22 protein-coding genes are annotated in these 26,647 nt (G+C 59.6%); 7 read left to right on the top strand and 15 right to left on the bottom strand.

Going from position 1 to position 26,647, the window contains the following annotated elements; translation table 11 throughout:
* Position 1 precedes the first annotated feature (1 nt).
* The 3 genes from J5276_RS18050 to J5276_RS18040 all read left to right on the top strand — a co-directional run bounded on the left by J5276_RS18050 (position 2) and on the right by J5276_RS18040 (position 3,956).
* A complete protein-coding gene (locus J5276_RS18050) occupies positions 2-1,924 on the top strand; it encodes a bifunctional diguanylate cyclase/phosphodiesterase (RefSeq protein ID WP_236742517.1) in 1,923 nt (640 codons plus the stop codon).
* Between the two features lie 164 nt (positions 1,925-2,088).
* Positions 2,089-2,784, top strand: a complete 696-nt coding sequence (locus tag J5276_RS18045; RefSeq protein WP_003511210.1) for an FkbM family methyltransferase — start codon at positions 2,089-2,091, stop codon at positions 2,782-2,784.
* Positions 2,785-3,119: 335 nt separating this feature from the next.
* Positions 3,120-3,956 carry an alpha/beta fold hydrolase gene (locus tag J5276_RS18040; RefSeq protein ID WP_065659631.1) on the top strand — a complete coding sequence of 279 codons (837 nt, stop codon included), beginning with the start codon at positions 3,120-3,122 and terminating at the stop codon, positions 3,954-3,956.
* A gap of 55 nt (positions 3,957-4,011) precedes the next feature.
* Here the strand turns inward: J5276_RS18040 and J5276_RS18035 are convergent, their stop codons facing one another.
* The 7 genes from J5276_RS18035 to J5276_RS18005 form a co-directional block, all read right to left on the bottom strand.
* Complete coding sequence (locus J5276_RS18035) at positions 4,012-5,394, bottom strand: FGGY-family carbohydrate kinase (RefSeq protein WP_065704331.1); 1,383 nt, start codon at positions 5,392-5,394, stop codon at positions 4,012-4,014.
* Positions 5,391-5,714, bottom strand: a complete 324-nt coding sequence (gene rhaM, locus J5276_RS18030) for an L-rhamnose mutarotase (RefSeq protein WP_065704329.1) — start codon at positions 5,712-5,714, stop codon at positions 5,391-5,393. Before rhaM ends, J5276_RS18035 begins: the two co-directional genes overlap by 4 nt.
* 3 nt (positions 5,715-5,717) lie before the next feature.
* Entirely contained in the window at positions 5,718-6,728 is a 1,011-nt protein-coding gene (locus J5276_RS18025) for an ABC transporter permease (protein WP_065704328.1), read from the bottom strand.
* Positions 6,725-7,726 carry an ABC transporter permease gene (locus J5276_RS18020; RefSeq protein WP_065704326.1) on the bottom strand — a complete coding sequence of 334 codons (1,002 nt, stop codon included), beginning with the start codon at positions 7,724-7,726 and terminating at the stop codon, positions 6,725-6,727. Before J5276_RS18020 ends, J5276_RS18025 begins: the two co-directional genes overlap by 4 nt.
* Positions 7,727-7,739: 13 nt before the next feature.
* Positions 7,740-9,275 (bottom strand): sugar ABC transporter ATP-binding protein, encoded by a 1,536-nt coding sequence (locus tag J5276_RS18015; protein WP_065704323.1) that lies wholly within the window; start codon positions 9,273-9,275, stop codon positions 7,740-7,742.
* A 208-nt stretch (positions 9,276-9,483) separates the two neighbouring features.
* Positions 9,484-10,494: a rhamnose ABC transporter substrate-binding protein gene (rhaS, locus tag J5276_RS18010; RefSeq protein WP_003511200.1), complete on the bottom strand. Its 1,011-nt coding sequence runs from the start codon at positions 10,492-10,494 to the stop codon at positions 9,484-9,486.
* A gap of 48 nt (positions 10,495-10,542) precedes the next feature.
* Positions 10,543-11,373, bottom strand: a complete 831-nt coding sequence (locus J5276_RS18005; RefSeq protein WP_065704321.1) for a DeoR/GlpR family DNA-binding transcription regulator — start codon at positions 11,371-11,373, stop codon at positions 10,543-10,545.
* Positions 11,374-11,574: 201 nt separating this feature from the next.
* Here J5276_RS18005 and J5276_RS18000 point away from each other — a divergent pair, with 201 nt between their 5' ends.
* Both J5276_RS18000 and rhaI read left to right on the top strand, forming a co-directional pair.
* Complete coding sequence (locus J5276_RS18000; protein ID WP_065704319.1) at positions 11,575-13,671, top strand: bifunctional rhamnulose-1-phosphate aldolase/short-chain dehydrogenase; 2,097 nt, start codon at positions 11,575-11,577, stop codon at positions 13,669-13,671.
* Positions 13,672-13,770: 99 nt separating this feature from the next.
* A complete protein-coding gene (gene rhaI, locus J5276_RS17995; RefSeq protein WP_003511194.1) occupies positions 13,771-15,063 on the top strand; it encodes an L-rhamnose catabolism isomerase in 1,293 nt (430 codons plus the stop codon).
* 201 nt (positions 15,064-15,264) lie between these two features.
* On the opposite strand, the gene panB is transcribed toward rhaI, so the two are convergent.
* From panB to J5276_RS17955, 8 genes are all read right to left on the bottom strand, one after another.
* The gene (gene panB / locus J5276_RS17990; protein WP_003511192.1) at positions 15,265-16,104 is read right to left on the bottom strand and encodes a 3-methyl-2-oxobutanoate hydroxymethyltransferase; all 840 of its coding nucleotides are present in this window, start codon (positions 16,102-16,104) and stop codon (positions 15,265-15,267) included.
* Positions 16,101-16,979, bottom strand: coding sequence for a pantoate--beta-alanine ligase (gene panC, locus J5276_RS17985; RefSeq protein WP_065704317.1), 879 nt, complete (start codon positions 16,977-16,979; stop codon positions 16,101-16,103). Before panC ends, panB begins: the two co-directional genes overlap by 4 nt.
* A 118-nt stretch (positions 16,980-17,097) precedes the next feature.
* Positions 17,098-17,874, bottom strand: coding sequence for an enoyl-CoA hydratase-related protein (locus tag J5276_RS17980; RefSeq protein ID WP_065704315.1), 777 nt, complete (start codon positions 17,872-17,874; stop codon positions 17,098-17,100).
* Positions 17,864-18,790 carry a hydroxymethylglutaryl-CoA lyase gene (locus tag J5276_RS17975; RefSeq protein ID WP_065704312.1) on the bottom strand — a complete coding sequence of 309 codons (927 nt, stop codon included), beginning with the start codon at positions 18,788-18,790 and terminating at the stop codon, positions 17,864-17,866. The genes J5276_RS17980 and J5276_RS17975 overlap by 11 nt, the downstream gene beginning before the upstream one ends.
* 1 nt (position 18,791) lies before the next feature.
* The gene (locus tag J5276_RS17970; protein WP_209159629.1) at positions 18,792-20,777 is read right to left on the bottom strand and encodes an acetyl/propionyl/methylcrotonyl-CoA carboxylase subunit alpha; all 1,986 of its coding nucleotides are present in this window, start codon (positions 20,775-20,777) and stop codon (positions 18,792-18,794) included.
* Between the two features lie 7 nt (positions 20,778-20,784).
* Complete coding sequence (locus J5276_RS17965) at positions 20,785-22,386, bottom strand: carboxyl transferase domain-containing protein (protein ID WP_065704308.1); 1,602 nt, start codon at positions 22,384-22,386, stop codon at positions 20,785-20,787.
* Between the two features lie 8 nt (positions 22,387-22,394).
* Positions 22,395-23,567 (bottom strand): isovaleryl-CoA dehydrogenase, encoded by a 1,173-nt coding sequence (locus tag J5276_RS17960; RefSeq protein ID WP_035199562.1) that lies wholly within the window; start codon positions 23,565-23,567, stop codon positions 22,395-22,397.
* A gap of 81 nt (positions 23,568-23,648) precedes the next feature.
* Positions 23,649-24,122, bottom strand: a complete 474-nt coding sequence (locus J5276_RS17955) for an Lrp/AsnC family transcriptional regulator (RefSeq protein WP_003500312.1) — start codon at positions 24,120-24,122, stop codon at positions 23,649-23,651.
* Between the two features lie 230 nt (positions 24,123-24,352).
* On the opposite strand from J5276_RS17955, the gene J5276_RS17950 reads away from it, so the two are divergent.
* Positions 24,353-25,468, top strand: coding sequence for an acetyl-CoA C-acyltransferase (locus tag J5276_RS17950; protein WP_065704532.1), 1,116 nt, complete (start codon positions 24,353-24,355; stop codon positions 25,466-25,468).
* A gap of 12 nt (positions 25,469-25,480) precedes the next feature.
* A complete protein-coding gene (locus tag J5276_RS17945; protein WP_065704306.1) occupies positions 25,481-26,608 on the top strand; it encodes an acyl-CoA dehydrogenase family protein in 1,128 nt (375 codons plus the stop codon).
* Positions 26,609-26,647 lie beyond the last annotated feature (39 nt).

Raw genomic sequence — 26,647 nt, 5'->3', positions numbered from 1 at the left:
TGTGGCGGTGATCATCTGTTGCTTCGTCCTGGCAACGGGCTATATCGCTTTCGTCATTGCCGAGCGTCAGACCGCTCTGCAGAAATTTGCCCGCTATAACGATTCGTGGGCGGTCAGTCAGACCGTGGCGGAGTATCTCCGCCTTCAGAACAAATTGGCCGTTTTTGCGCTCAGTCCCGGTGTCATCGACCGGGACGAATTGCAGCTGCGCATGGACATCATGCTAAGCCGCCTGGAGCTCTTGAAGCAGGGTAACCTCGGCGCTTTCATCAATGAAAAACAGCAATGGCGGGATCTCGTAACCCGCCTTGACGCGGTTCTGGCCCGCCTGGAACAGCAGATGAACACCCTGGAGCCAAGGGATGTTCCGGATCTGCTCTCCGAGATGAGCTCGCTCGATGCGCCGATGACGACGCTGGCTTCGTCGTCGGTCGCCTATGACGTCAATCTGATCGATACGGCCCATGAGGACGTGCGCAAGCTGCATATCGTCTACACCGCGCTTGCGGGCGGATTGATCCTGTGCGGCATCGCGCTGGTGATATTGCTGCTTCGTCAGAACGATCTGTTGAACCGCGCGCAGAAAAGCATGCGCGGGCTGACGGACGACCTGCGCGCCGCCACGCTTGAATTGCAGGCCAAGAATGTCCGGCTTGAGCATGATGCCTATCATGATGCGTTGACGGGCCTTCCGAACCGCTCGCTGTTCCGGCAGGAACTTATCGAGCGGTTGCGCCGCTCTTTCGGCGGCAATGGAACGACGGCCATTCTTCTGCTTGATCTCGATGGGTTCAAGGACGTCAACGACACGCTTGGCCACGATTCGGGCGACGCCTTGCTTCAGGCCGTGGCACAGCGCCTTTCGGGGATCGGCGGTGATTACGACATGGTTTGCCGCCTTGGCGGCGATGAATTCGCTGTCGTGTCCGATGATCTCAATGAGGACACGGCGCGCCGTCTCGCCTCCAAGCTTATCGAGCAGATCAGCCGGACCTACCAGCTCGGCGAGCAGGAGGTGAAAATCGGCACCTGCATCGGTATCGCCATATCGCATGGTACCGTCGATGCGGATGAATTGTTCAAGCGCGCGGATCTGGCGCTCTATGAAGCCAAGGCCATCGGCCCTGGCCGGGCGAGTGTTTTCAAGGTCCGCATGCAAAAGCAGCTGACCGAAAAGAAATCCTTCGAGGCCGATCTGCAGACTGCGCTGCAGAACGACGAGATGGAGGTCTATTACCAGCCGCAGGTGGCGACGCAGACCCGCAAGCTTTGTGGCTTCGAGGCACTTTTGCGCTGGAAACATCCAGTGCGCGGCGATGTTCCGCCCAGCGTGTTCATTCCCGTTGCGGAACGAACCGGCCTTATCCATTCGCTCGGAAAATGGGTGATGGAGACTGCCTGCCGCGAGGCGATGCGATGGGATGAGGACATGAAGGTGGCGGTCAATCTCTCGCCGGTTCAGTTCCACAGTACCAACCTCATTCAGAACGTGATGGGTGCCCTTGATAAAAGCGGGCTGGAGCCGAGCCGGCTCGAGCTTGAGATCACCGAATCGATCCTGCTGAACAAGAGCGACCAGACGATCAACACGCTAACGCGGCTAAAGGCCGTCGGCATCCAGATCGCCATGGACGATTTCGGCACCGGTTACTCCTCGCTTGCGAATTTGCGCGGCGTGCCGTTCGACAAGATCAAGATCGACCGGTCATTCCTGCGCGATATCACCAGCGACCGCGACGCGCTGGCGATCGTCGAATTCGTGGTCGGCGTCGGGCGCAGCCTTCGAATGACCACCATCGCCGAAGGCATCGAGACGGAGGAGCAATATGAGCTGGTCAAACGTCTGGGATGCGATCTGGTACAGGGCTATCTGATCAGCCGGCCGTTGCCGGCCAAGGAGCTGGTGGCCTGGAGTTCCGTTTGAACGGGTTTGCTTTCGAACAGGGCAAGCCATGTTAAATTTCAGTGGGATACATCGTTGACGGCGAAAACCAATACCGGTTGTCGCACCGATACTGTAGAGCATTCGCGGTCTATGCGGGATCGTTCTGTTGACGAGACCGGGTTTTGAGAAAGGGCTTGGGAAATATGGAAATTCTGGATGTGCATGGAGTAGCCCTGCCTCTTTCTTCCGATGAGGTATCGCCCGTCATATGGCAGGCGCTGACCGACGGCAGCTATGAGGCGAAAGAGGCCCGCAGCGTCCTGAAAGCCATCAAGCCCGGCGACCGCGTATTGGAACTGGGGTCCGGCATCGGCATCATAACCTCGATCATTGCCGGTATTCAGGATGTTTCCGTTTGGGCATTCGAGGCCAATCCGTCCACAGCGGCACTGGCGGAACGGGTGATCAAGGCAAATTGCCGTGGCAATGTCGTGTTTTCCCAAGGACTTCTCACGGCCGACGAGCCGCGTACCTATCCCTTCTATGTCCGCAAGGATCTCTGGATGTCGTCCATGGACGAAAATCAGGGTCCTTATGAAAGGCGCATCGAAATCTCGTCCGAGAATATCGATGCGTTTGTCGCCAGCCGGGGCATCACGGCGCTCGTGATGGATATCGAGGGCGCGGAACGCGATCTGCTCGGCAATGCCGAGCTTGCTGGCGTGGAGCGGATATTCGTCGAGCTGCACGATCACCTTTATGGCCTCGAAGGTGTTCGCGACATCATGCAGGCACTGACCGCCAAGGGATACGCCTATGATCCACGCGGTTCACGCGGCCCTTGCGTGTTGTTTTCCAAGGACGACAGCCCGAGGGAATACGATCCCGACGTGGATTGAGAGTTCGAGCAACTTCGCGAGTTTCGTTTCCGGCGGTGTGCAGTCGCGACCGCGCCCGTGCGCCGTTGATTACAATTTAAAACGCAACTTATCCGGTTGGTTATTTCAATCCGTTTGCGTCTTCTGTCGCAACTTTTCGGTCGCGGTGCCGTTTAGCGCCGGTAACGGGGCATAAGACAGCGGGCGGCACGGCCATTATTACCAGATCAGCAATTCATTCAGAATTATTGTTGCAATTGTTGCGGATGTTTTCCTGCGTCATCATCCCTCCATCAAACCGGCGCACAACATAGATCGCACCGGAAGATGCCAACGCAACCGAAGGAGAAACGATCATGGGCTTTGTTAAGACGACAGATGGAACAGACATCTTCTACAAGGACTGGGGCCCGAAGGATGCTCAGCCCATCGTGTTTCACCACGGCTGGCCACTCAGCTCCGACGACTGGGATGGACAGATGCTGTTTTTCCTCTCGAAAGGATATCGTGTCGTCGCCCATGATCGCCGTGGTCACGGCCGCTCCGCGCAGGTTTCCGAAGGTCACGATATGGACCATTATGCCGCAGACGCCTTTGCGGTTGCAGAAGCGCTGGACCTGAAAAATGCCGTGCATATCGGTCATTCCACCGGCGGTGGCGAAGTGGCGCGTTATGTTGCCAGACACGGTGAACCCGCAGGCCGCGTCGCGAAGGCCGTTCTGGTTTCCGCCGTGCCGCCGCTGATGCTCAAGACCGAGGCCAACCCCGAGGGCCTGCCGATGGAGGTTTTTGACGGCTTCCGTTCAGCACTTGCCGCAAACCGCGCGCAGTTCTTCCGCGATGTGCCCTCCGGCCCGTTCTACGGCTTCAACCGCGATGGAGCGACCGTTCAGGAAGGCGTGATCCAGAACTGGTGGCGGCAGGGTATGATGGGCAGTGCCAAGGCGCATTACGATGGCATCAAGGCATTCTCGGAAACCGACCAGACCGAAGACCTGAAGGCCATCAGCGTGCCTACACTCGTGCTGCACGGTGAAGATGACCAGATCGTGCCGATTGCGGACTCTGCGCTGAAATCGGTGAAGCTCCTGAAAAACGGTACGCTGAAGACCTATCCCGGCTTCTCGCACGGCATGCTGACCATCAATGCAGACGTGCTCAACGCCGATCTTCTGGCCTTCATCAAGGCTTGATCCTTTTGCAAAACGGAATGCGGCTGGATACCCGGCCGCATTTTGTCGTCTTGCGTCAAGCCAGACGGGCCTGCCATTCGCTGTGATAGGCGGGAAGCCCTGCAATGGCATCGGGAGCGAAATGACGCTCGCGACCGGCAAGTGGTTTGATACCGGTGAGGAGTGCTGCCCCGGCACTGGTGCCTGTGGAACCGCTGACGGCGATGACCTCAGTTTCGGCAAAACCTGCCAGCGCCTTGAGATAAAGCGCATTGCTGGCGAATGGCCCTTCGACCAGTATCGGGCCTTTCCGCCCGATGAGCGATAGGCTGAACTCCGTCATCAGGGCGAGATAAAGCGCCGCTGCCGCGTGCCGTTCCGCAACAGTGGCATTGTCGTCGGCAATCCAGCGCGCTGTTTTGCCGGGGAAGGGGCCGGAACCGCTGACGACGCTGGGCAACAGCATCATGCCTCTTGTGAGCACGCCGCCGAGAGCGGCTTCGGTTTCTTCGCCCGGAGCAGGCCCGAATTGGTGCGTCAGCATTTCATATTCCCTGCCGCCCATGAAGCGGGAGGAGGGAACGGGACGCCCGAGGGCATCGACATTCAAAAGCGTATCACGGGCGGGATCCAGCGCCTCTGCCGTACCGCCGATGGCGAAATTCACCACCCAGGTGCCGGTGGAGACGACCGAAAAATCACCCTGCCGCCGCAGCAGATGCGGCAGGAGCGAGGCGTTGGAATCATGGATGCCGCAATAGACCGATATATCCCCCGAAAGCCCGGTTTCCAGCGCCACCGATTCGCGGACTGGCCCGAGTACATCGAAGGCGGAGCGCACCGGCGCCATCAATTGCGCAATGCCCAAGCGCTCGACCAGCGATGAAAACGCCTTCAGCCGCGGATTCCACAAATCCGTATGGCAACCGAGCGAGGTCGTCTCGGTGGCCTGAACGCCGGTCAGCCGCCCCGCCCAATATTGCGCGTAGGTGACGATGCTGCGCACCCCAGCGAATTCCTGCGGAAAGGCGGTTTTCTGGAAATGGATTTGTGCGCCAAGGTTCAATCCGGCTGGAAGCGAGGGCGAGCCGGTTTCAGCAAAATCTGGCCTGATGCGGAGATAGGCTTCCGCAACGCTTGCGGGGTAGCTGTGCTCGTAATCCAGCACAGGCATGGCAAGATCGCCGTTTTCGTCAAGAAGTGCGGCAGACGCGCCATGGGTCGTGATGGAAATCGCGTCGAAACCCGGCTCTTCCGCGAACCGCCGCAGAGAGGCGAGAATGAAGCTCCAGAGCATCTCCACATCGTAATGCGGATAAATGCCGTCACGAAGGACAGGGTTGGAACGTCTGTCACCGGTTATCTCTTCGCCGCTTCGGGTGTCGATGACAACGACCTTGGCATTGGTCTTGCCTATATCGATGACCGCGACGCGGCGTGGCTTTGTCATGTCATTCATGGCAGTTGGAACACTGTCACAAGGTCAGTCGCGACAGGCGAACTATCGGGGTTGCTTTCCATGATGTCAGCCATATGCGCCCACCATTTCTTCATCACGGGATGCTCGGGCAAAGCTGCCATACCGTGGTTCTTCGGGCGGGTCAGCACGCCGAACAGGATGTCGGTTTCCGGGTCGAGGTGGATTGAATAGTCGCTCACACCCGCTTCGTGCAGTAGAGCAACCAGTTCCGGCCATATCTCGTCGTGGCGCCGTCTATATTCGGCTTGCTTGCCGGCGAAGAGTTTCATCTTGAAAGCGTGTTTTTCTAATTCCGGCATGGCTTAGCCTCTGATGGCGCGAAGGCGGCGCACAACGATGGGTATGGCGATGGTGATGATCAAAAGCAGGCCGACGAAGATCGACATGACGATGCCAGGCACGTTCAGAAGACCGAGGCCGAAGGTGACGAGGCCCATGACGAAGGCAGCGATGACGACACCTGCAATGGTGCCGGAGCCGCCGAGAATGGACACGCCGCCGAGCACCACCATGGTCACGACTTCAAGCTCCCAGCCTTGAGCAATCGAGGGGCGGGTGGAACCGAGCCGCGAGGTGAGGCAGATGGCGGCGATGCCGCTCATCAGGCCGGTCAAAAGGAAGAGGATGAATTTCACCCGCTCGACGGGGATACCGGAAAAACGGGCGGCAAACGGATTGTTGCCGATCACGTAGACCTGCCGGCCGAAATTGGTGGCGTGCAGCAGAATGGCGAAGATGACGGCCATGGCGAGGAACAGCACGAATTCGAAGGAGATGACCGAGTATACGTAACCCTGACCGAAATAGGCGAAATCCGCCGGATATTTGCCATAGGCCTGGTCACCCAGCACCATATAGGAAATACCGCGAAACAGGCTCATCGTGCCGATGGTGACGACGATGGATGGCAGTTTGAGGCCAGCGACGAGAAAGCCGTTGAACGCCCCACAGAGTAGCCCGGTTCCGATGCCGATGGCGACGAGTCCCGGCGTGCCAACACCCATCTGCACCGCCGCACCCATTGCGGTGGAGGCGAGAGCGATGACGGCGGCGACTGAGAGATCAATCTCGCCAGCGATGATCAGAAGCGCCATCGCAAAGGCGATGATCGCCTTTTCGGTGAAGTTGAACGTCGCGTCGGACAGGTTCCAGGCATTGAGGAAATAGGGCGAGGCAAACGAATTGGCGATGAAGATGAGGATCGCGACGCCGAGCAGCAGCACTTCCCAGCTTGCCAGGAGACGGCGCAACGGCGTGCCGAGCTTGTCTGGAATGATACGTGGCTTCTGCGCCGGTTGAGAATTCGTACTCATGCTGCGGCCTCCTTGGCCTGATCGCTTGCCGCCCGGTCGCGCAGGATGATGCGCCCTTTTCGAGCTTCGGCGCGGGCGTTGAAGACGACGGCGAGCACGATAACCACGCCGGAAATCGCCATTTGCGCGAAGGGAGAAATGCCGATGACGGGCAGGGCGTTCTTAATGACGCCGAGAAACAGTGCGCCGAGCACAGCGCCTGCCACCGAGCCAATGCCGCCGGCAATGGAGATGCCGCCAATCACATTTGCCGCAACGCTATCGAGTTCGAAACCGGCGGCGATATCCACATAGGCAACGGCATAACGCGATACCCAGAGATAGCTTGCAAGTCCTGCCAGTGCACCCGACAGAACGAAAGCCAGAAAGCGCGTGCGGCCGACATCGATGCCGGCATAGACCGCAGCGCCCGGATTACCGCCGGAAGCGTAGGCGGAGCGGCCGAAAGAGGTCCGGCTGAGCACCAGCCAGGCACCGGCGATGATGAGGATGGCGACCCAAGATAAAACCGGCATGCCGAGGATCATGGTGCGCGGCACGTTGAGAAAAGTCGGCGAAAGCTGGTGCGCATTCACCCAGCCGCCGCCCGACAGCACGAAGGCCATGCCGCGATAGATGGTGAGCGTGCCGAGCGTGACGACGATGGGCGGAATGCCGAGCCACCAGACGAGAATGCCGTTGATCGATCCCAGAAACGCACCGATGCCGACCGCCATGGCGATGAGAAGCGGCAGTGGAATTCCCGGGAAGGCGGCATTGGTCATCGCCACTGCCATGCCGGTGAAGGCGAGGTTGGCGGCAACCGAAAGATCGATGGATTTGGTGAGAATGACCGCCATCTGGCCAAGCGCCAGGATGATGAGGATGGAGGTATCGTTGAAGATATTGACGAGATTGGCCAGCTTACCGAAACCGGGCGCGCGCAGCGCAAAGCCTGCGATCATGATGACGATGATGCCCGCCAGCAGCCATTCGCGATTTTTGAGAAAACGTTGCATGGTTTTGCCCCTCTCAGGCGTTGCCGGTGGCGGCGCGCACCAGCTTTTCCGGAGAAAAATCGGCGCGTTCGAACTGACCTGCCATCAGGCCTTCGCGCATGACGATGGCGCGGTCGGACATGCCGAGAATTTCGGGAAGTTCGGATGAAATCATGATGATGGAGAGACCTTCGGCTGCAAGCTCGCTGATGAAGCCGTGCACGGCGGCCTTGGAGCCGATATCGATGCCCTTGGTGGGTTCATCGAGAATAATGACTTTCGGCTGCGTGGCGAGCCATTTGCCGATCACCACCTTCTGCTGGTTGCCGCCGGAAAGCGTGCCGACGGGCACGGACAGGGCGGCGGCGCGCAGGTCGAGGCGGGAGGCATATTTGCGCGCCAGAGCAAATTCGTTTGCTGCGGCGAGAAAGCCCTTGCGAGAGGTGCGGGCAAGAGAGGGCAGCGACATGTTCTGGTAGATCGGCATGTCCAGCGCCAGCCCATGCCGTCCACGCTCTTCCGGCACATAAACGATGCCGGCGCGGATCGCATCCTCCGGCGAACGGATGACGAGCGGTTGGCCGTTGAGGGTAATCTGTCCTGAGGCTGGGCGGGTGATGCCGAAAAGCGACTGGCACAGTTCCGACCGCCCGGCGCCGATCAGCCCATAAAGGCCAAGAATTTCGCCTTTGCGCAGATCGAGAGAAATATCGCGAAATTCCGTCTGGTGTGAATAATTTTGGACCGAAAGAACCGTCGGGCCGAGCGCGACCGCCTGCTTGGGAAAGGCGTTCGTGACGTCGCGGCCAACCATCAGGCGCACGATCTCATCCTGCGGGGTGGCGGCGAGATTACCCGCGCCGACCATCTTTCCGTCCCGGAATACGGCGTAATTTTCAGCGATTTCATATACTTCATCGAACTTGTGGCTGATGAACAGGATGGCCTTGCCCTGCCGCTTCAGGTTTTCAACGATGCGGAACAGATCATCGATTTCCTTGCGGGAAAGGGCGGCTGTCGGTTCGTCCATGATGACGATGCGTGCCTCGACGGAAAGCGCTCTGGCGATTGCCACGAGGTGGCGCTGCGCGATGGAAAGGTCCTTCAGCCGAATGGACGGATCGATGGTGCTTTCGAGCTGTTCAAGCAGGACCCCGGCGCGCGCATTGATGGTCTTCCAGTCAATGAGGCCGAAACGGCCTTTGGGCGCATGACCGAGGAAGATGTTTTCTCCCACGGAAAGCTCGTCGAACAGCACGGTTTCCTGATGAATGGCGGTCACGCCGGCATCGATGGCATCCTGTGCGCCGTGAAAGGTGACGGGCCGGCCATCGAGAAGGATTTCCCCTTCATTCGGGCGGTAGATTCCGGTGAGAATTTTGACGAGCGTGGATTTTCCAGCACCGTTCTCGCCGATCAGCGCCGTGACCTTGCCGGGATAAAGCGCGATATCGACGCCATCCAGCGCCTTCACGCCGGGGAATATCTGGCTGATGCCGCGCATTTCCAGAATGGGCGTCGCGCTGTAAGTCTCGGTAACGTCTAAGATTTTGGTTTCAGCACGCATCATTCCGTCTTACCGGTTGGTTTTGAGTGAAGCGGCGAGAGGCACCCCCCTCTGCCCTGCCGGGCATCTCCCCCACAAGGGGGGAGATCGGCAAGCGGATACACCCTGCCTATGGAACGAGCGGGTGCGGCATATCGATCTCCCCCCTTCAGGGGGAGATGTCCGGCAGGACAAAGGGGGTTAGCCTTCGCACTGCCGGAAATTATTCAGATCAGAAAATCTTCGAGAACTGATCGATGTTCTTGGCGTCATAAATGAAGGGATCGGCCATGGCCGCTTCGCTATTTTCGCCAACCTTGATCTTGCCCATGCGGCCGGCTTCGATTTCCGAGCCCGGTTTGCCGTCTGCTTCACCCTTCACAAGGCGGTAGGCAATCTGGGTGGCGGAATAACCGAGGTCGATCGGGTTCCAGATGGCGAATTCCTTGGTTGCGCCTGATTTGATGGCGCCAGCCATCTCCGAGGGCAGGCCAAGGCCCGTCACAAAGACCTTGCCGATCTTGCCCGCATCCTTCACGGCCTGAGAGGCCGCAAGAACGCCAACCGTCGTCGGTGCGACGATGACCTTTACATCAGGATGGGAGGAAAGCAGGCCCTGTGCTTCGCGGTAGCTCTTGTCGGCAAGGTCGTCACCATAAACGGTGGTAACGAGGTTGAGGCCGGGGAAGTCCTTCAACTGCTTCTTCATCTCATCGATCCAGATATTCTGGTTCGTGGAGGTGGTGGTAGCAGAAAGGATGGCGAAATCGCCCTTGCCGCCTTCCAGGTGCGATGCGGCAAGCTGCAGGCACATCTTGCCGATCAGCGCGTTGGACGAGGGGTTGAGCTGCAAAATGCGGCCTTCAGGTGCCACGCCGGAATCCCAGGAGATGACCTTGATGCCACGCTGCGCCGCCTTTTTCAGCGCCGGAACTACGGCGTCCGGGTCATTGGCGGAAATAGCGATGGCATCCACGCCCTGCGCGATCAGCGAATTGATGACCTCGATCTGGCCTTCCGCGGTGGTGCTGGTCGGGCCCGTATAGATGATCTCGACGCCACCGAGGTCTTTTGCCGCCTCCTGCGCGCCCTTGTTGGCGGCTTCGAAAAAGCCGTTGCCAAGTGATTTGACCACCAGCGCGATCTTCACATCGGCTGCCTGGGCAACGCCGCCAAGACCCGCGACGGAGAGCGCCGCGCTAAGTGCCAGGACGCTCGTCAATGTTCTGCGTGTAAGTTTCATGTTCCTTTTCCTCCCGTTTTTGAACCTGTTCCTCTTTTCGGTGCTTCCTCAAGCGACCGAAGAGGAATCCTCCTCATCAGGCGGGTTGGCTATCTTGCCATCCCCCGCTGCGCCGGCGATCAGCAATTCGACGCCGGCATTTTCAACCATCCGCGCCGCCTCATCCGAAATCCCGTCATCGGTGATGATGGTCGAGACGTTTTCGAGTGGGCATAAAATCAGGCTGGATCGTTTTTTGAATTTCGAGGAATCGACCATCACGATCAGCTCTTCCGCCTGCCGCATCAGCTTCTGCTCGCTCTGGATCACCAGCGCGTCCGATTCCATGATGCCGAGTGCGCCTATGCCCTGCGCGCCGAGAAAAATTCGTCTTGCGTAAAAATTGCGGATGGCATCGTTTTCGAAGGGCGACAGGATAAGGCTTTGATCGCGATAGATTGCGCCACCCGGCACGCTGACATTGCATTTGGAATGTTTGACCAGATGCTCCGCAATCGCGAAGGAATTGGTCATCACCTGCAGCCGTCGCGCCGCCATGTAGTGCACCATCTGGAATGTAGTCGTGCCGCCATTTAAGATGATCGCATCACCCTCATTACAGAGATCAACCGCCTTGCGCGCAATTGCGCGTTTCTTGTCGATGTTGACCGATTCGGACACGCGGAACGGTCGCGCGGCCAGATTACCCAACTGCGGTGGATGCACCGCTTCGGCACCGCCACGCACGCGTCGCAACTTTCCCTGAACATGCAGGGACGCGATATCCCGGCGGATCGTTGCTTCCGACGCATCCGTCAGTTCGGCAATATCCTGCACCGTCACGACAGCTTTTTCCTGTGTGGCGCTCAAGATGATGCGATGGCGTTCGCGTTCGTGCATGTGGTCCTCCTGATTGTGATTATTCGCAATCTCTTTACGTTGTCAATCAAGAACGATCAAATTAATCAATATCGCGCTGCAACATGAAAATTTATGATCGTTTTTGATTGACATTACGCTTTTGTATGCGCGATATCTGCCGTCAACGGAGGCGGACCGATCTCGGCACCCGCGAATGCAGACTTGACTTGGGAGGAAGACATGACGGGAAAATCCCGCCTTCTCGAAAGCCGTTGGGACGATGCCTATGCCAAAACGCTCGATGAGCCTGGCAAGCTGCTTTATCGCTCCAATCTGCTTGGCGCCGACAAGCGCATCACCAATTATGGCGGCGGAAACACATCCGCGAAGGTGCTCGAAACCGATCCGCTGACGGGCGAGAAAGTCCGCGTCATGTGGGTTAAAGGGTCCGGCGGCGATGTCGGTACCATCAAGCTCGATGGTTTTGCGACGCTTTATCTCGACAAGCTGGAAGCGCTAAAGGGCATTTACAAGGGTGTCGAGGATGAGGACCGCATGGTCGGCTTCCTGCCGCATTGCACCTTCAACCTCAACCCACGCGCCGCCTCCATCGATACGCCGCTGCACGGCTTCGTGCCTTTTGATCATGTCGATCACATGCATCCGGATGCGATCATCGCGATTGCCGCCTCCAAAAATTCGAAAGAACTGACGCAGCAGATCTTTGGCGATGACATCGGCTGGCTTCCCTGGCGCCGTCCCGGTTTCCAACTGGGTCTCGATCTCGAGGCTTTCGTAAAAGCCAACCCCGAGGCCAAGGGCGTTGTGCTGGAAAGCCACGGTCTGTTCACCTGGGATAACGACGCCAAGACATGTTACGAACTGACGCTCGCCATCATCAACAAGGCGATCGAATGGTTTGCGGCCAAGACCGAAGGCAAGACGATTTTCGGCGGTGCCGTTGCCAGGAGCCTGCCACTTGCCGAACGCCGCGCGATTGCTGCGCGGTTGATGCCGGAAATCCGTGGTCGGATCGGCCGCAAGGAGCGCAAGCTCGGCCATTTCGATGATCAGGACGCGGTTCTGGAATTCGTCAATTCGAAGGATCTGAAGCCGCTCGGAAATCTCGGCACCTCCTGCCCGGATCATTTCCTGCGAACGAAAATCCGCCCGCTGATCCTCGATCTCGATACGGCAAATCCCGATGTGGATGCGCTGACAGCCGGTCTCGACAAGGCGCTAGAGGCCTACCGCGCCGACTACGTCAGATATTATGAGGCGTGCCGCCATGATAATTCGCCTGATATGCGCGACCCGAACCCGGTGATTTTCCTGATCCCCGGTGTCGGCATGCTGTCCTTTGCCAAGGACAAGGCAACCGCACGTATCGCCGGTGAATTTTACGTCAACGCCATCAACGTCATGCGCGGCGCTTCCACCGTGTCCGAATATCAGGGCCTACCCGAACAGGAAGCCTTCGATATCGAATATTGGCTGCTGGAAGAGGCAAAGCTGCAGCGCATGCCGAAGCCGAAAAGCCTTGCCGGACGCGTGGCCTTTGTCACCGGTGGCGCCGGCGGCATCGGCCGGGCGACGGCGGAAAGGCTGGCAGCGGAGGGCGCCTGCGTTGTTCTCGCCGATATTGACGAGGCGGCGCTGGAAGCGGCCAAGGGCGATTTCGCGAAGCGCTACAGTGCTGATGCGGTGCGCAGCGTCAAGCTGGATGTGACGCAGGAAGACGCGGTCATTTCCGCCTTTGCGGAAGCGAGCGTGGAATTTGGCGGTGTGGATATTCTCGTCTCCAATGCCGGCATCGCCTCTTCTGCACCGGTGGAAGACACGACGCTTGCCATGTGGAACAAGAATATCGATATTCTCGCGACGGGTTATTTCCTCGTGTCGCGAGAAGCATTCCGGCTACTCAGGCGTCAAAATCTCGGCGGCAACGTGGTGTTCGTCGCCTCTAAAAACGGTCTTGCCTCTTCGCCCAATGCTTCTGCCTATTGCACGGCCAAGGCGGCGGAAATCCATCTTGCCCGTTGCCTTGCTCTGGAAGGGGCGGAAGCCGGCATTCGAGTCAACACCGTCAATCCCGATGCCGTTCTGCGCGGTTCGAAGATCTGGAACGGCGAGTGGCGCGAGCAGCGCGCGGCCTCGTCGAAGATCGAGGTGACCGATCTGGAGGAACATTACCGCAAGCGCTCTATGCTGAAGCTCAATGTGTTCCCGGAAGACATCGCCGAAGCGATCTACTTCCTGGCGTCCGACGCGTCGGCCAAATCAACCGGCAATATCATCAATGTCGATGCCGGCAATGCGCAGAGCTTTACGCGGTAGGAATTTCGGCACGTCTCACCTCCGTCATTACGGCTTAGGCCGGAATGACGGAGGGGGCGATGATCGAGCATGCACTGGACCGATTCCGGGGAGGAAGAGATGACCGACACCAAAATCGCCGCCGATGTGATCGCGGCCGAAAACGACAAGCGCGCCGCCGCGCTGAAGGACGACTACGATGCGCTGGGCAACCAGCTTGCGCGCCGCAACATCGATATCGATGCTGTCACCGCCAAGGTCGCGGAATTCTTCGTCGCTGTTCCATCCTGGGGCGTCGGCACCGGCGGCACCCGTTTCGCCCGCTTTCCGGGCGAAGGTGAGCCCCGCGGCATTTTTGACAAGCTGGATGATTGCGCCGTCATCAACCAGCTGACACGGGCGACCCCGAATGTCTCCCTGCATATTCCGTGGGACAAGCAGGACCCGAAGCGTTTGAAGGACCATGCCGACACGCTAGGTCTCGGCTTCGACGCCATGAATTCCAATACCTTCTCGGATGCACCGGATCAGAGCCATTCCTACAAATACGGTTCGCTCAGCCACACCGATGCCGCAACGCGGGGCCAAGCCGTGGAGCACAACATCGAATGTATCGAGATTGGCAAGGCAATTGGTTCCAAGGCGCTGACGGTGTGGGTGGGCGATGGTTCCAACTTCCCCGGCCAGAGCAATTTCACCAGAAGTTTCGAGCGCTATCTCGCGGCCATGGCCGATATCTACAAGGCGCTGCCGGATGACTGGCGCATCTTTTCCGAACACAAGATGTTCGAGCCGGCTTTCTATTCCACCGTCGTGCAGGATTGGGGCACCAACTACCTCATCGCTAATACGCTCGGTGAAAAGGCGTTCTGCCTCGTTGATCTCGGTCACCATGCGCCGAACACCAATATCGAGATGATCGTCTCCCGGCTCATCCAGTTCGGCAAGCTCGGTGGTTTCCACTTCAACGATTCGAAATATGGCGATGACGATCTGGATGCCGGCTCCATCGAGCCTTACCGCCTGTTCCTCGTCTTCAACGAGCTGGTAGATGCCGAACATCGTGGCGTGAAGGGCTTCCATCCCGCCCATATGATCGACCAGTCGCACAATGTGACCGACCCAATCGAAAGCCTGATTTCCAGTGCCAACGAAATCCGCCGCGCCTATGCGCAGGCGCTGCTGGTGGATCGCGCGGCTTTGGATGGCTACCAGCAAGACAATGATGCGTTGATGGCCTCCGATACGCTGAAACGGGCCTATCGCACCGATGTCGAGCCGGTTCTCGCTAAAGCAAGGCAGTTGGCGGGCGGCGCGATCGATCCTGTTGCCACCTACCGGGCCAGTGGTTATCGCAAACGGGTTGCGGCGGAACGCCCGGCTTCGGTCGGTGGCAGCGGCGGGATTGTTTAGGGGTTGGGGTTTGAGGGGATAGGCGGAGAAGCCGAGCCTACTTACAAACCTTGCCGCAAACGCGACGTCACCCTCGGCCTTGTGCCGAGGATCTGCCGACATTTCACAAAATAGATAGGTAGCAGATGCTCGGGACGAGCCCGAGCGTGACGAAGGTGAAGGTGTATGTCACCACCTCACCACCTCATCTGCGCCGTTCCCTCACTCCGCCGAAGGCGATTGCCTACGGACCTGAAACGTATGCTCCGGCCCCGGAAACGCGCCGGAGCGCACCTCTTCGGCATAACCTGCTGCTGCCTGTGAAACGGTCGCACCCAGATCGGCGAAACGTTTGACGAATTTCGGTTTGAAATCGGTGAAGAGACCGAGCATGTCGTCGGAAACCAGCACCTGCCCATCGCAGGCTGGTGATGCGCCGATGCCGACAGTCGGGACGGAGAGTTTTTCGGTCAATTCGCGCGCAAGCGGCTCGACGGTACCCTCCACGACAATGGCGAAAGCACCGGCCTGATCGACCGCAATCGCATCGCGCCAGATTTTCTGCGTTTCCGCATCTGAATGTCCAAGAGAGCGGAAACCTCCGGCGGTGTGGACCAACTGCGGCATCAGCCCGACATGGCCGAACACCGGAATGCCGCGCGCCACGAGAAAGGCGATGGTTTCGGCCATTTCCTCACCACCTTCCAGCTTCACGCCATCACAGCCGGTTTCCTGCATCAGCCGCACGGCGTTGCGGAACGCCTGTTCCTTTGATTCCTGATAGGTCCCGAAGGGGAGATCGACGATGACGCAGGCGTGTTCCACACCACGCATGACGGCGCGGCCATGGGCGATCATCATATCCAGGGTGACGCCGACCGTCGTGTCCATGCCATAAAGTACCATGCCGACTGAATCGCCAACCAGCAGCAGGTCGCAATGCGGATCGAGCAGGCGGGCAATCGGCGTCGTATAGGCAGTAAGGCAGACGATGCGCGCACCGCCTTTCATTTGCTTGATGGAGGCTGTCGTCAGCCGCTTCTGTTTCGCGTGCGTGCTCATCGTGCAGCCTCCTGTTTGCCAGTTTTATCACGTCCGATGACGCGGTTGTCGAGAAGGCGGGTGCTGCCGACCCGCACAAACAGTGCCACCAGCACAGGCCGCGCCTGCAGCGAAGCCACGGGGGCCAGCGTGTCGGGATCGCGCACCGCCACGACTTCGGGCAATGCCAGCTTCTCGGTGGCGATGAATTTTTCTATTGCTGCTTCGAACGCGTCCGGGTCGTCGCAGCCCTCATTGTACAGCCGCTCGGCCTCATCAAGCGCGCGCGGCACAATTACGGCGGCGGCACGCTCTTCAAGGCTCAGGTAGACATTGCGCGAGGAGCAGGCGAGCCCATCCGCCTCACGTACGGTGGCGACGGGAACGATGCGGACTGGCTGGGCGAGATCGTCCACCATGCGCCGGATCAGCGTTACCTGCTGGTAGTCCTTTTCTCCGAAATAGGCGGCATCCGGCTGCACGAGATTAAAAAGCTTGGTGACAACAGTCGTAACCCCGGCAAAATGCCCCGGCCGTACCGCACCTTCCAACTGGCTTCCCAGTTCCGGCACATCCACCACGGTCTGCATCGGGCGCGGATACATCTCCGTAACCTCGGGTGCGAAAAGAATGTCGACACCTGCCTCTTCCAGCAGCGCGCTATCGCGGGCGAGATCGCGGGGGTAACGGGCAAGATCCTCATTGGCTCCGAATTGCAGCGGATTGACGAAGATCGAGACCACCGTCACGTCGTTCTCCGTCTTCGCCCTGGCAACCAGCGTCAGATGGCCGATATGCAAAAAACCCATGGTCGGCACGAAGCCGACGGTCTTGCCATCGCGACGAAACTTGGCGGTCAGACCGCGCAACTCGGCGACGGTTTTTACAAGGCGCATAGGTTCTCCTCCAGCTCCCCGATCGCCCTCCGGCGAAAGGTGGTGGATAGAACTCGATTTGCCGAACGGGGTCAACGCGGCTGTGGGCATTATATCGATTAAGACCTTGAGCGGTGGTTCAGGACCCGCCAGCCCAGAGCGGCGGGCGTTTTCCAGCGAAGGCGTCTCTGCCTTCGCGCGCCTCCTCGCTGCTGCTGATCTTCGCGATGACGCTTTCGGCAAAGGCGAGCCGTTCACTGGCCGGCATGTCGCGCATCGTCAGCAGCGCTGCCTTTCCGGCGGCGACTGCGCCCGGCGCGTTCTGCCGCAAGCGGGCGAGTACCCCCTCGATCACGCCATCGAGTTCGGCACGTGGCGCCGTGCGGTTGATGAGGCCGATGCCTTCGGCCTCTGCGGCGGTGACCGGTTGCCCCAGATAGGCCATTTCGTGGAGGCGGCTCAGCGGTATTTTGGCCAGAAGTTTCGCCGCCACCATGGCCGGGAAAAGGCCGACGCGAACTTCCGGCAGGCCGAACTCAGCATGATCGGCGGCATAAGCGAGATCGCAGGCCGCGATGAGGCCTAGCCCACCCGCCAGCACCCGGCCATTGACGCGGGCGATGACGATTTTGTTGCAGGTCTCGATAGCGCGCATCACATTGGCGATGGGGTTCGTTCCGTCTCGCGAGAGGAACATGCCACCAGCGCTTTCCTTCAGATCGGCCCCTGAGCAGAAGCTACGGTCGCCCGCCGCCGTTATCACCACGGCACGCAGGTCGCCGTCGCTGGAGGCCGTCCGGATCGCATGCGTCAAGGCGTCCGTCATCGCGGCGTTCATGGCGTTGTGGACGTCCGGCCGGTTAAGCGTCAGCCACAGAACGTCCTTGCGCTTCTCGCTCAACAGCTCACCCACCATGTGCATTATCCTCCATCTTTACGGCAAGCAGTGCCTTACCTGCGCGTGCCGCATTTGCCCTGCCGAGATGGCGACTTATCCAGTCTCCCGTTCTCGCCACCGCCATCAGGTCGATGCCGGTTTTGATGCCAAGCCCGTGCAGCAGATAAATAACGTCTTCGGTGGCGACATTGCCGCTTGCGCCCGGCGCAAAGGGGCAACCGCCGAGCCCGGCCACGGAACTGTCGAACACACAAATACCTTCCTCAAGCGAAGCCAGCACATTGGCGACGCCCTGCCCATAGGTGTCGTGGAAATGCATGGCGAGTTTTTCGCGCGGGATGCGGGTCGATACATGTTGGATGAGCTTGCGGATTTGCCCGGCCGTGCCGACGCCAATCGTATCGCCGAGCGAGATTTCGTAGCATCCCATGGCGACAAGCGCTTCGGCCATCGCCGCCACATCATCGGGTGCGACCGCGCCGTCATAGGGGCAACCGGCGATGCAGGAGACATAGCCGCGCATGCGGATGTTACGGCTGGCCGCTGCCTCCGAAACATCGCGCAGGCGCTCGAGGCTTTCGGCGCGCGAACAGGCGATATTGTGCTGGCTGAAGCCTTCGGATGCGGAGACGAAAACGGCTATCTCCGTCACACCGGCTTCAACGGCGGCCTCGAAACCCTTGATATTGGGAACGAGCGCCGGATAGCCGGTATTGGGATGTCGTTTGAGGCCTAGAAGCACCTCCTTCGACCCTGCCATTTGCGGAACTTTTTTTGGCGAAACGAAGGCTCCTGCCTCCACCGCCGCCAATCCGGCCGCAGCCAGCCGCTCGATCAACCTGATCTTGAAGGCGGTGGGAACCTCAGCAGTTTCGTTTTGCAGGCCATCACGTGCGCCGACCTCGACGATCTTGACGGTTTTGGGCAAGGCCATCTCATGCGCCCTCCGGTTCGAAATCCACCAGCATGGCGCCGGCTTCGACCATATTACCTTCGGCGCAGTTGATGGCGGTGACGGTGCCTTTTGCTGGCGCACGGATAGTGTGCTCCATTTTCATCGCCTCCATCACCACAAGCGCGTCACCGGCCTCAACCGCTGCGCCCTGCTTGCTTAGAATGGCGCGGATGACGCCGGGCATCGGGGCTTCCAGACCGCCGGTATGGGTGGAGGTATCAGCTACATCGACCGGGTCGGGCTGGCTGATGCGATAGTGCTCGCCATCCAGAAAAAGCGCGTGGCCGTTATCGCTGGCAAAGAAACGGCACTGCCTTTGCCTGCCATCGACGGTCGCCCGCAGTGCGCCGTCTTGTGAGATGCTGCCATGAGCGCGGATTGCCCGCGTGCCGATCTCCAGTGAAAAACCATCTGGCTCATGTGTAACGGCGACATCGACCGGCTGTTGATCCAGGACGAAACGCAGGGTTTCCCGCGCTGGCGCATTGAGGCGGAAAGAGTTCGTATTGTTCCAAGGGCTATAAGGATCGGCCTGCGGCTTGGCCCCGTTCCGGCGTGAGAGAAGCAGGCCGAGCGTGGCCAAAGCTATTTCGTTCTCGCTCGTGGCTCCGGGGGCAAAGAGCGCCGCTTCGTTGCGGGCTATGAAGCCGGTATCGAGTTCGGCGGCGGCGAAAGCGTCCAGCCCCGCAAGCCGTGTCAGAAAGGCGGCATTGCTGGTGACGCCGCAAATCGCCAGTTTTTCGAGTGCAAGACGCAGACGCCGCACGGCAGACGGACGGTCGTAGTCCCAGACGATCAGCTTGGCGATCATCGGATCATAGTGCACGCTGATGGCGTCGCCGGTGCGTATGCCGCTATCTATCCTAAGGTGAGGTCCTTCTTCCGGAAAGGCGAGGTGGCTGACCGTGCCGATTGACGGCAGAAAATCATGCGTCGGGTCTTCGGCGTAAATCCGTGCCTCGATGGCATGGCCGTTGATGCGCAGATTGCCCCAGTCGTCCGGCAGCGCCTCTCCATTCGCAACACGGATCTGCCATTCTACCAGATCGAGCCCGGTAATATATTCCGTGACCGGATGCTCGACCTGAAGCCTGGTGTTCATTTCCATGAAATAGAACGCGCCGGACGGGTCGAGCAGGAACTCCACCGTTCCAGCCCCGCGATAGTCGATGGCGCGGGCGGCGGCCACCGCCGCGTTGTACATGCGTTGCCTGAGCGTATCGGGCAGGCCGGGGGCAGGGGCCTCCTCTATGACTTTCTGGTGCCGGCGCTGGATCGAGCAATCGCGCTCGAAAAGCGAAAGACAATTGCCATGGCCATCGGCAAAGACCTGCACCTCCACATGTCGCGGCCGTTCCAGATATTTCTCGATCAGCATACGGTCATTGCCGAAGGCGGCGAGCGCTTCGCGTTTTGCGCCGGCGAGCTCTGCCGCAAATTCACGCTTTTCACGGACAACGCGCATGCCCTTGCCACCGCCGCCAGCTGAAGCCTTGAGTAAAACCGGATAGCCGATGGCTTCTGCCTCGCCGGCAAGCTTTTCGTCGGCCTGATCCTCGCCGTGATTGCCGGGCACCACGGGAACGCCCGCCTGCGCCATAAGCGCCTTCGCCTCGCTTTTTCCGCCCATGGCGCGGATGGCATCGGGTGTCGGGCCGATGAAAATGATGCCGGCAGAGGCGCAGGCTTCGGCGAAACCGGCATTCTCCGAGAGAAAACCGTAACCGGGATGAATGGCTTGCGCGCCGCTTGCCTGTGCGGCGGCGATGATCTTTTCAGCATCGAGATACGACGAGCGGGCAGGTGCAGGACCGATCGCAATGGCCTCGTCGGCCAGCGCCACATGCATGGCGTCGCGGTCGGCATCCGAATAGACCGCGACGGTGCGGATGCCCATCTTGCGGGCGGTGCGGATGATCCGGCAGGCGATTTCGCCGCGGTTGGCGATCAGTATTTTTGAGAACATCGTCGCCTCACATCCTGAATATGCCGAAACGGGTGGGTTCAATCGGCGCGTTCAGCGCGGCCGACAGGCCAAGGCCGAGCACGAGGCGGGTGTCCTTCGGGTCGATGATGCCATCGTCCCACAGCCTTGCACTGGCATAATAGGGGTGACCTTCCCGCTCGTATTTTTCCCGGATCGGCTGTTTGAACGCCTCCTCGCCCTCCTTGGACCAGTGGCGGCCATCCGCCTCGATGCCGTCGCGCCGGATTTGCGCCAGAACGGATGCCGCCTGCTCGCCGCCCATGACGGAAATGCGCGCATTCGGCCACATCCACAAAAAGCGCGGCGAATAGGCGCGCCCGCACATGCCGTAATTGCCCGCACCGAAGGAGCCGCCGATAATGACGGTGAATTTCGGCACTTTAGCCGATGCAACGGCCGTAACGAGCTTGGCGCCATCCTTGGCGATACCATCGGCCTCATAGGCCTTGCCGACCATGAAGCCGGTTATGTTCTGCAGGAAAACCAGGGGAATGCCGCGCTGGCAGCAGAGTTCGATGAAATGCGCGCCCTTCAGCGCCGATTCCGAAAACAGAATGCCGTTATTGGCGACGATGCCGACGGGATAACCGTGGATATGGGCGAAACCGCACACAAGCGTCGTGCCATAAAGCGCCTTGAACTCGTCGAATTCGGAGCCATCCACCAGACGCGCGATGATCTCGCGCACCTCGAAAGGCTTGCGCGTATCGGTGGGCACGATGCCGTAAAGCTCCTCCGATGGATAAAGCGGTTCTGCGGGTTCGCGAATATCCAGCTCCACGCGTTTGCGGCGGTTGAGGGTGGAGACGATCCTTCGGGTCAGCGAAAGCGCGTGGCGGTCATCGTGGGCATAGTGATCAGTCACGCCGGATTGCCGCGAATGCACATCCGCGCCACCCAGTTCTTCCGCAGTCACCACTTCGCCCGTTGCGGCCTTCACCAGCGGCGGACCGCCGAGGAAGATCGTGCCCTGATTTTTGACGATCACGGACTGGTCGCTCATAGCCGGCACATAGGCCCCACCAGCCGTACAGCTTCCCATCACGACTGCGATCTGGGCGATGCCTGCCGCCGACATATTGGCCTGATTGTAAAAGATGCGGCCGAAATGATCGCGGTCGGGAAAAACCTCGTCCTGATTGGGAAGGTTCGCACCGCCGGAATCGACCAGATAAATGCAGGGCAGGTGGTTGTCGGCAGCGATCTCTTGCGCGCGCAGATGTTTCTTGACCGTCAGCGGATAATAGGTGCCGCCTTTCACCGTCGCGTCATTGGCCACGATGACGCATTCACGGCCTGCGACCCGGCCGATGCCGGTGACGATGCCGGCGGCCGGAACGGGTTCGTCGTAGACCTCGTATGCTGCGAATTGCGAGAATTCGAGAAACGGACTCCCGGGATCGAGCAGTGCTTCTATCCGGTCGCGCGCAAGCAATTTGCCGCGTGACAGATGCCGTTCGCGCGCCTTGTCGCCGCCGCCCTTGGAGATTTTTTCGACATGCTGCCGCAGGTCATCCACCAGGCCCGACATGAAGGTGACGTTGGCGGAAAAGGTAGGATCGCGGTTCAGACTGGATGTAAGCTTCATCGCATTCCTCACCCATTGCCTTTGACCAGTTCGCGGCCGATCAGCATCCGGCGGATTTCGCTGGTGCCCGCGCCGATTTCATAAAGCTTGGCGTCCCGAAGCAGCCGCCCGGCCGGACTTTCATTGACATAGCCGGAACCGCCGAGAAGCTGGATTGCATCCAGTGCAACTCGCGTCGCCCGCTCGGCGGCAAACAGGATCGCACCTGCCGCATCCTGCCTTGTGATGCGGCCATTGTCGCAGGCGCGCGCCACGGCATAGACATAGGCGCGGGAGGCGTTCATGGCCGAATAGATATCGGCAAGCTTTCCCTGCACCAGCTGGAATTCGCCGATCGGCTTGCCGAATTGCTTGCGCTCGCGCGCATAGGGTAGCACCAGATCGATAGCCGCCTGCATGATGCCAACAGGGCCGGCAGCCAGCACCGCGCGCTCGTAATCAAGCCCGCTCATCAGCACCGTCACGCCGTCGTTCAAGCGCCCGAGGAGGTTTTCCTCCGGGACCTCGCAATCCGTAAACACCAGTTCGGAGGTGGGTGAGCCGCGCATGCCAAGCTTGTCGAGTTTTTGTGCGGGGCGAAAACCCTTGAAGCCTTTTTCGATCAGAAAGGCCGTGATGCCACGCGCACCGGCGGACATGTCCGTCTTGGCGTAGACAACCAGCGTGTCTGCCTCGTGACCGTTGGTGATCCACATCTTTGTGCCGTTCAGCACATAGACGTCGCCCTTACGTTCCGCCTTCAGCCGCATCGAGACGACATCCGAGCCGGCCTCCGTCTCGCTCATGGCGAGCGAACCGACATGCTCGCCCGAAACCAGCTTCGGCAGATATCGCCGCTTCTGCTCTTCCGTTCCCCAGCGATGAATCTGGTTGATGCAGAGGTTGGAATGGGCGCCATAGGACAGGCCGATGGACGCGGAAGCGCGGCTTATCTCCTCCATCGCCACGCAATGAGCGAGATAGCCCATGTCAGCACCGCCGAATTCCTCCGAAACGGTAATACCGTGCAGACCGAGTTCACCCATCCGCGGCCAGAGCTGGCGCGGAAACTGATCGTTGCGATCGATTTCTGCTGCGAGCGGCGCTATTTCATCGTCTGCGAATGCTCTTGCGCTGTCGCGCAATGCTGCGATTTCCGGGCCGAGATCGGCATCGAAAATGGCGGCGAGGTTCAAACTCATCGCGTCTCCTCCTCCGGACGGCCATTTGTCTCCGTCCCTCTCGTCAGCGGCCAGCACCTCCTCCGTGCTGGCAACTCTCATTTATGGCGCGTCACCTCCGGTGAAGGCGGCGGAACGGCGCACGAATGTCTTGATGGCGAAATTGGACTGGATGCGCGACACACCGGGAACCGTGGTCAGGAAATCCAGAAGCTGCTGATAATGCGGTAGATCCCGCACCATGGCATGAATGAGATAGTCGGAACTGCCGCTCGTCTGGTAGCCGCCCACCACTTCCGGAATGGAGGCGACATGGTGCTCGAACGTCGTCAGCGCTTCCTTTATCTGCCGTTCCAGCGTGACGGAAATGAAGACGCCCATATTGCCGAGCAGCCGGTTCTCATCGAACACGGCGGTATAACCGCGAATGATGCCTTCTTCTTCCAGCTTGCGCACGCGGCGCAGTGTCGGCGTGAAGGAAAGCCCGATCCGGGCTGCCAGATCGCGCCAGCTCACACGCCCGTCATCGCCAAGCACATGGAGAATCTTCTGGTCGAAACTGTCGAGCTCAATCATGGATCATTTGCTCTATGATATGACTAATTGTTGGATCAAAGATATCGCCAATCAAAAAACTGTCAATCAAAATAGCTTTGAAATGAATTCGAGATAGTGATAGCGTTCACGTCAGTCGCGGTCTGGAGGAGATTGCGATGACGGTCGTTCTCTCGGTGGGAGGATGGCCAAGGGAGGTGAATTTGGCTGTGCATGACCCTGTCGTTATCGTCGGGGCCGCCCGTACTGCTATGGGTGGGTTCCAGGGCGAATTCAAATCGGTGGCGGCGTCCGATCTTGGGGCGGCGGCAATCCGCGCGGCCGTCGAACGTGCTGCAATTTCTTCCGCTGACATTGACGATGTGCTGATGGGCTGCGTGCTCTCAGCCGGGCAGGGACAGGCTCCTGCCAGACAGGCAGCGATTGCCGCCGCCATTCCCAACTCGGTTGGCGCAACAACAATCAACAAGATGTGTGGCTCGGGCATGAAAGCGATCATGCTGGCACATGACCAGCTTGCGGCGGGAAGCTCTTCCATCGTGCTTGCAGGTGGCATGGAAAGCATGAGCAACGCCCCTTATCTGCTGGACCGCGCCCGCAACGGCTATCGTCTTGGCCACGGCAAGCTCACCGACCACATGTTTCTCGACGGTCTCGAAGACGCCTATGACAAGGGCAGGCTGATGGGGACTTTTGCTGAAGATTGCGCGCAAGAGTATCAATTCACTCGCGCGATGCAGGATGATTTTGCGCTCGCCTCACTGGAACGGGCGCGACGCGCCATAGAGGAAGGTGCGTTCGAAGCGGAAATCGCGCCTGTTGGCGATGATGGCGTGGACGAGTTGCCGGGGAAGGCAAAGCCGGAAAAGATACCGCAGCTGAAGCCCGCCTTTCGCGACGGCGGAACGGTGACGGCGGCGAATTCCAGTTCTATTTCGGATGGCGCAGCCGCTCTCGTTGTCACGCGCCGTTCCGAAGCGGAAAGACGAGGCCTTTCACCGCTGGCGACCATTATCGGTCAGGCATCCCATGCGGATGCACCTGCCAGATATCCGACGGCTCCCATCGGCGCGATGACAAAGCTGTTCGAAAAAACCGGCTGGTCGGCGAAGGATGTCGATCTGTTCGAAATCAACGAGGCTTTCGCGGTTGTGGTGATGGCGGCCATGCGTGATCTCGATCTGCCACATGAGAAGGTGAATGTGCATGGCGGCGCCTGCGCGCTCGGCCATCCCATCGGGGCTTCCGGTGCACGCATCGTCGTCACGTTGCTGGCCGCTTTGCAGCGTCACGGACTGAAACGCGGCGTTGCCGCCGTCTGCATCGGCGGCGGCGAGGCGACTGCGCTTGCGGTCGAGCGGCACTGAAGGGAGGCGGAGATGATCCTGAACGAAGCCCAGCAACAGATCAGGGACATGGCCCGCGATTTCGCCCGCGAGCGGCTCACCCCCGGCGCTTCCGCGCGCGACCGGGAAAGCCGGTTCCCGAAAGACGAGCTGAAAGAAATGGGTGAACTCGGCTTTCTCGGCATGCTGGTCTCGGAGGACTATGGCGGGTCGGAAACCGGTGCTGTCGCCTACGCCCTGGCGCTGGAGGAAATCGCTGCCGGTGACGGCGCCTGTTCCACCATCATGAGCGTCCACAATTCGGTTGGCTGCGTGCCGATCCTGAAATTCGGCACGGCAGAGCAGAAGCAGCGCTTCCTCCCCAAGCTCGCCTCCGGCGAATGGATCGGCGGTTTTGCGCTGACCGAACCGCAGGCCGGTTCCGACGCCTCCAATCTGAAGACAAAAGCGCGGCGCGATGGCGACCGCTATATCATCGACGGCGCAAAACAGTTCATCACGTCGGGCAAGAACGGCGATGTCATCATCGTTTTTGCCATCACCGATCCGGCTGCCGGCAAAAAAGGTATCACGGCCTTCATCGTGCCGACAGATACGCCCGGTTACGAGGTAATCAGGATCGAGGAAAAACTCGGTCTGCATTCTTCGGATACCTGCCAGATTGCCTTTACCGACATGGCGGTCCCAGCCGAATTGCGGCTCGGTGAAGAGGGGCAGGGGTATCGCATCGCGCTCGCCAATCTGGAAGGCGGTCGTATCGGCATTGCCGCACAGGCGGTTGGCATGGCGCAGGCGGCTTTCGAGGCGGCGCGGGATTATGCCCGCGAGCGCAAGGCCTTCGGGCAAGCCATCATCGAGCATCAGGCCGTGGCGTTCAGGCTTGCGGATATGGCAACGCGCATAACGGCGGCGCGGCAACTGGTGCTGCATGCGGCGGCGCTGAAGGAAGCGGGCGAGCCCTGCCTCTCGGAGGCCTCGATGGCCAAGCTCTTTGCCTCGGAAATGGCGGAGCGTGTCTGCTCGGACGCCATCCAGATTCACGGCGGTTACGGCTACATGGCGGATTATCCGGTGGAACGGATCTATCGCGATGTGCGCATCTGCCAGATTTACGAGGGAACCAGCGATGTCCAGCGCATGGTCATCGCGCGAAACCTCTGAAAATTGTTTCGTCGTCTGGAGGAGATGGCGATGGGAGGA

The organism is Agrobacterium sp. S7/73, assembly GCF_019355535.1.
In the GTDB taxonomy this organism is placed as follows: domain Bacteria; phylum Pseudomonadota; class Alphaproteobacteria; order Rhizobiales; family Rhizobiaceae; genus Agrobacterium; species Agrobacterium tumefaciens.
The sequence above is the reverse complement of the archived record's forward strand: the minus strand, read 5'-3'. Positions and strand labels throughout refer to the sequence as shown.

What these genes read in the sequence shown, in the direction of transcription:
- J5276_RS18020 (WP_065704326.1), bottom strand. Translation starts at nt 7,726, where the DNA reads ATGCAACGTTTTCTCAAAAATCGCGAATGGCTGCTGGCGGGCATCATC.
- rhaS (WP_003511200.1), bottom strand. Translation starts at nt 10,494, where the DNA reads ATGAAACTTACACGCAGAACATTGACGAGCGTCCTGGCACTTAGCGCG.
- J5276_RS17970 (WP_209159629.1), bottom strand. Translation starts at nt 20,777, where the DNA reads ATGTTCTCAAAAATACTGATCGCCAACCGCGGCGAAATCGCCTGCCGG.
- J5276_RS17965 (WP_065704308.1), bottom strand. Translation starts at nt 22,386, where the DNA reads ATGAAGCTTACATCCAGTCTGAACCGCGATCCTACCTTTTCCGCCAAC.
- J5276_RS17975 (WP_065704312.1), bottom strand. Translation starts at nt 18,790, where the DNA reads ATGGCCTTGCCCAAAACCGTCAAGATCGTCGAGGTCGGCGCACGTGAT.
- J5276_RS18025 (WP_065704328.1), bottom strand. Translation starts at nt 6,728, where the DNA reads ATGAGTACGAATTCTCAACCGGCGCAGAAGCCACGTATCATTCCAGAC.
- rhaM (WP_065704329.1), bottom strand. Translation starts at nt 5,714, where the DNA reads ATGCCGGAATTAGAAAAACACGCTTTCAAGATGAAACTCTTCGCCGGC.
- J5276_RS17950 (WP_065704532.1), top strand. Translation starts at nt 24,353, where the DNA reads ATGGGTGGGTTCCAGGGCGAATTCAAATCGGTGGCGGCGTCCGATCTT.
- J5276_RS18035 (WP_065704331.1), bottom strand. Translation starts at nt 5,394, where the DNA reads ATGAATGACATGACAAAGCCACGCCGCGTCGCGGTCATCGATATAGGC.
- J5276_RS18005 (WP_065704321.1), bottom strand. Translation starts at nt 11,373, where the DNA reads ATGCACGAACGCGAACGCCATCGCATCATCTTGAGCGCCACACAGGAA.
- J5276_RS17960 (WP_035199562.1), bottom strand. Translation starts at nt 23,567, where the DNA reads ATGAGTTTGAACCTCGCCGCCATTTTCGATGCCGATCTCGGCCCGGAA.
- J5276_RS17955 (WP_003500312.1), bottom strand. Translation starts at nt 24,122, where the DNA reads ATGATTGAGCTCGACAGTTTCGACCAGAAGATTCTCCATGTGCTTGGC.
- J5276_RS18040 (WP_065659631.1), top strand. Translation starts at nt 3,120, where the DNA reads ATGGGCTTTGTTAAGACGACAGATGGAACAGACATCTTCTACAAGGAC.
- J5276_RS18045 (WP_003511210.1), top strand. Translation starts at nt 2,089, where the DNA reads ATGGAAATTCTGGATGTGCATGGAGTAGCCCTGCCTCTTTCTTCCGAT.
- rhaI (WP_003511194.1), top strand. Translation starts at nt 13,771, where the DNA reads ATGACCGACACCAAAATCGCCGCCGATGTGATCGCGGCCGAAAACGAC.
- J5276_RS18000 (WP_065704319.1), top strand. Translation starts at nt 11,575, where the DNA reads ATGACGGGAAAATCCCGCCTTCTCGAAAGCCGTTGGGACGATGCCTAT.
- panC (WP_065704317.1), bottom strand. Translation starts at nt 16,979, where the DNA reads ATGCGCCTTGTAAAAACCGTCGCCGAGTTGCGCGGTCTGACCGCCAAG.
- J5276_RS17980 (WP_065704315.1), bottom strand. Translation starts at nt 17,874, where the DNA reads ATGGTGGGTGAGCTGTTGAGCGAGAAGCGCAAGGACGTTCTGTGGCTG.
- J5276_RS17945 (WP_065704306.1), top strand. Translation starts at nt 25,481, where the DNA reads ATGATCCTGAACGAAGCCCAGCAACAGATCAGGGACATGGCCCGCGAT.
- panB (WP_003511192.1), bottom strand. Translation starts at nt 16,104, where the DNA reads ATGAGCACGCACGCGAAACAGAAGCGGCTGACGACAGCCTCCATCAAG.
- J5276_RS18015 (WP_065704323.1), bottom strand. Translation starts at nt 9,275, where the DNA reads ATGATGCGTGCTGAAACCAAAATCTTAGACGTTACCGAGACTTACAGC.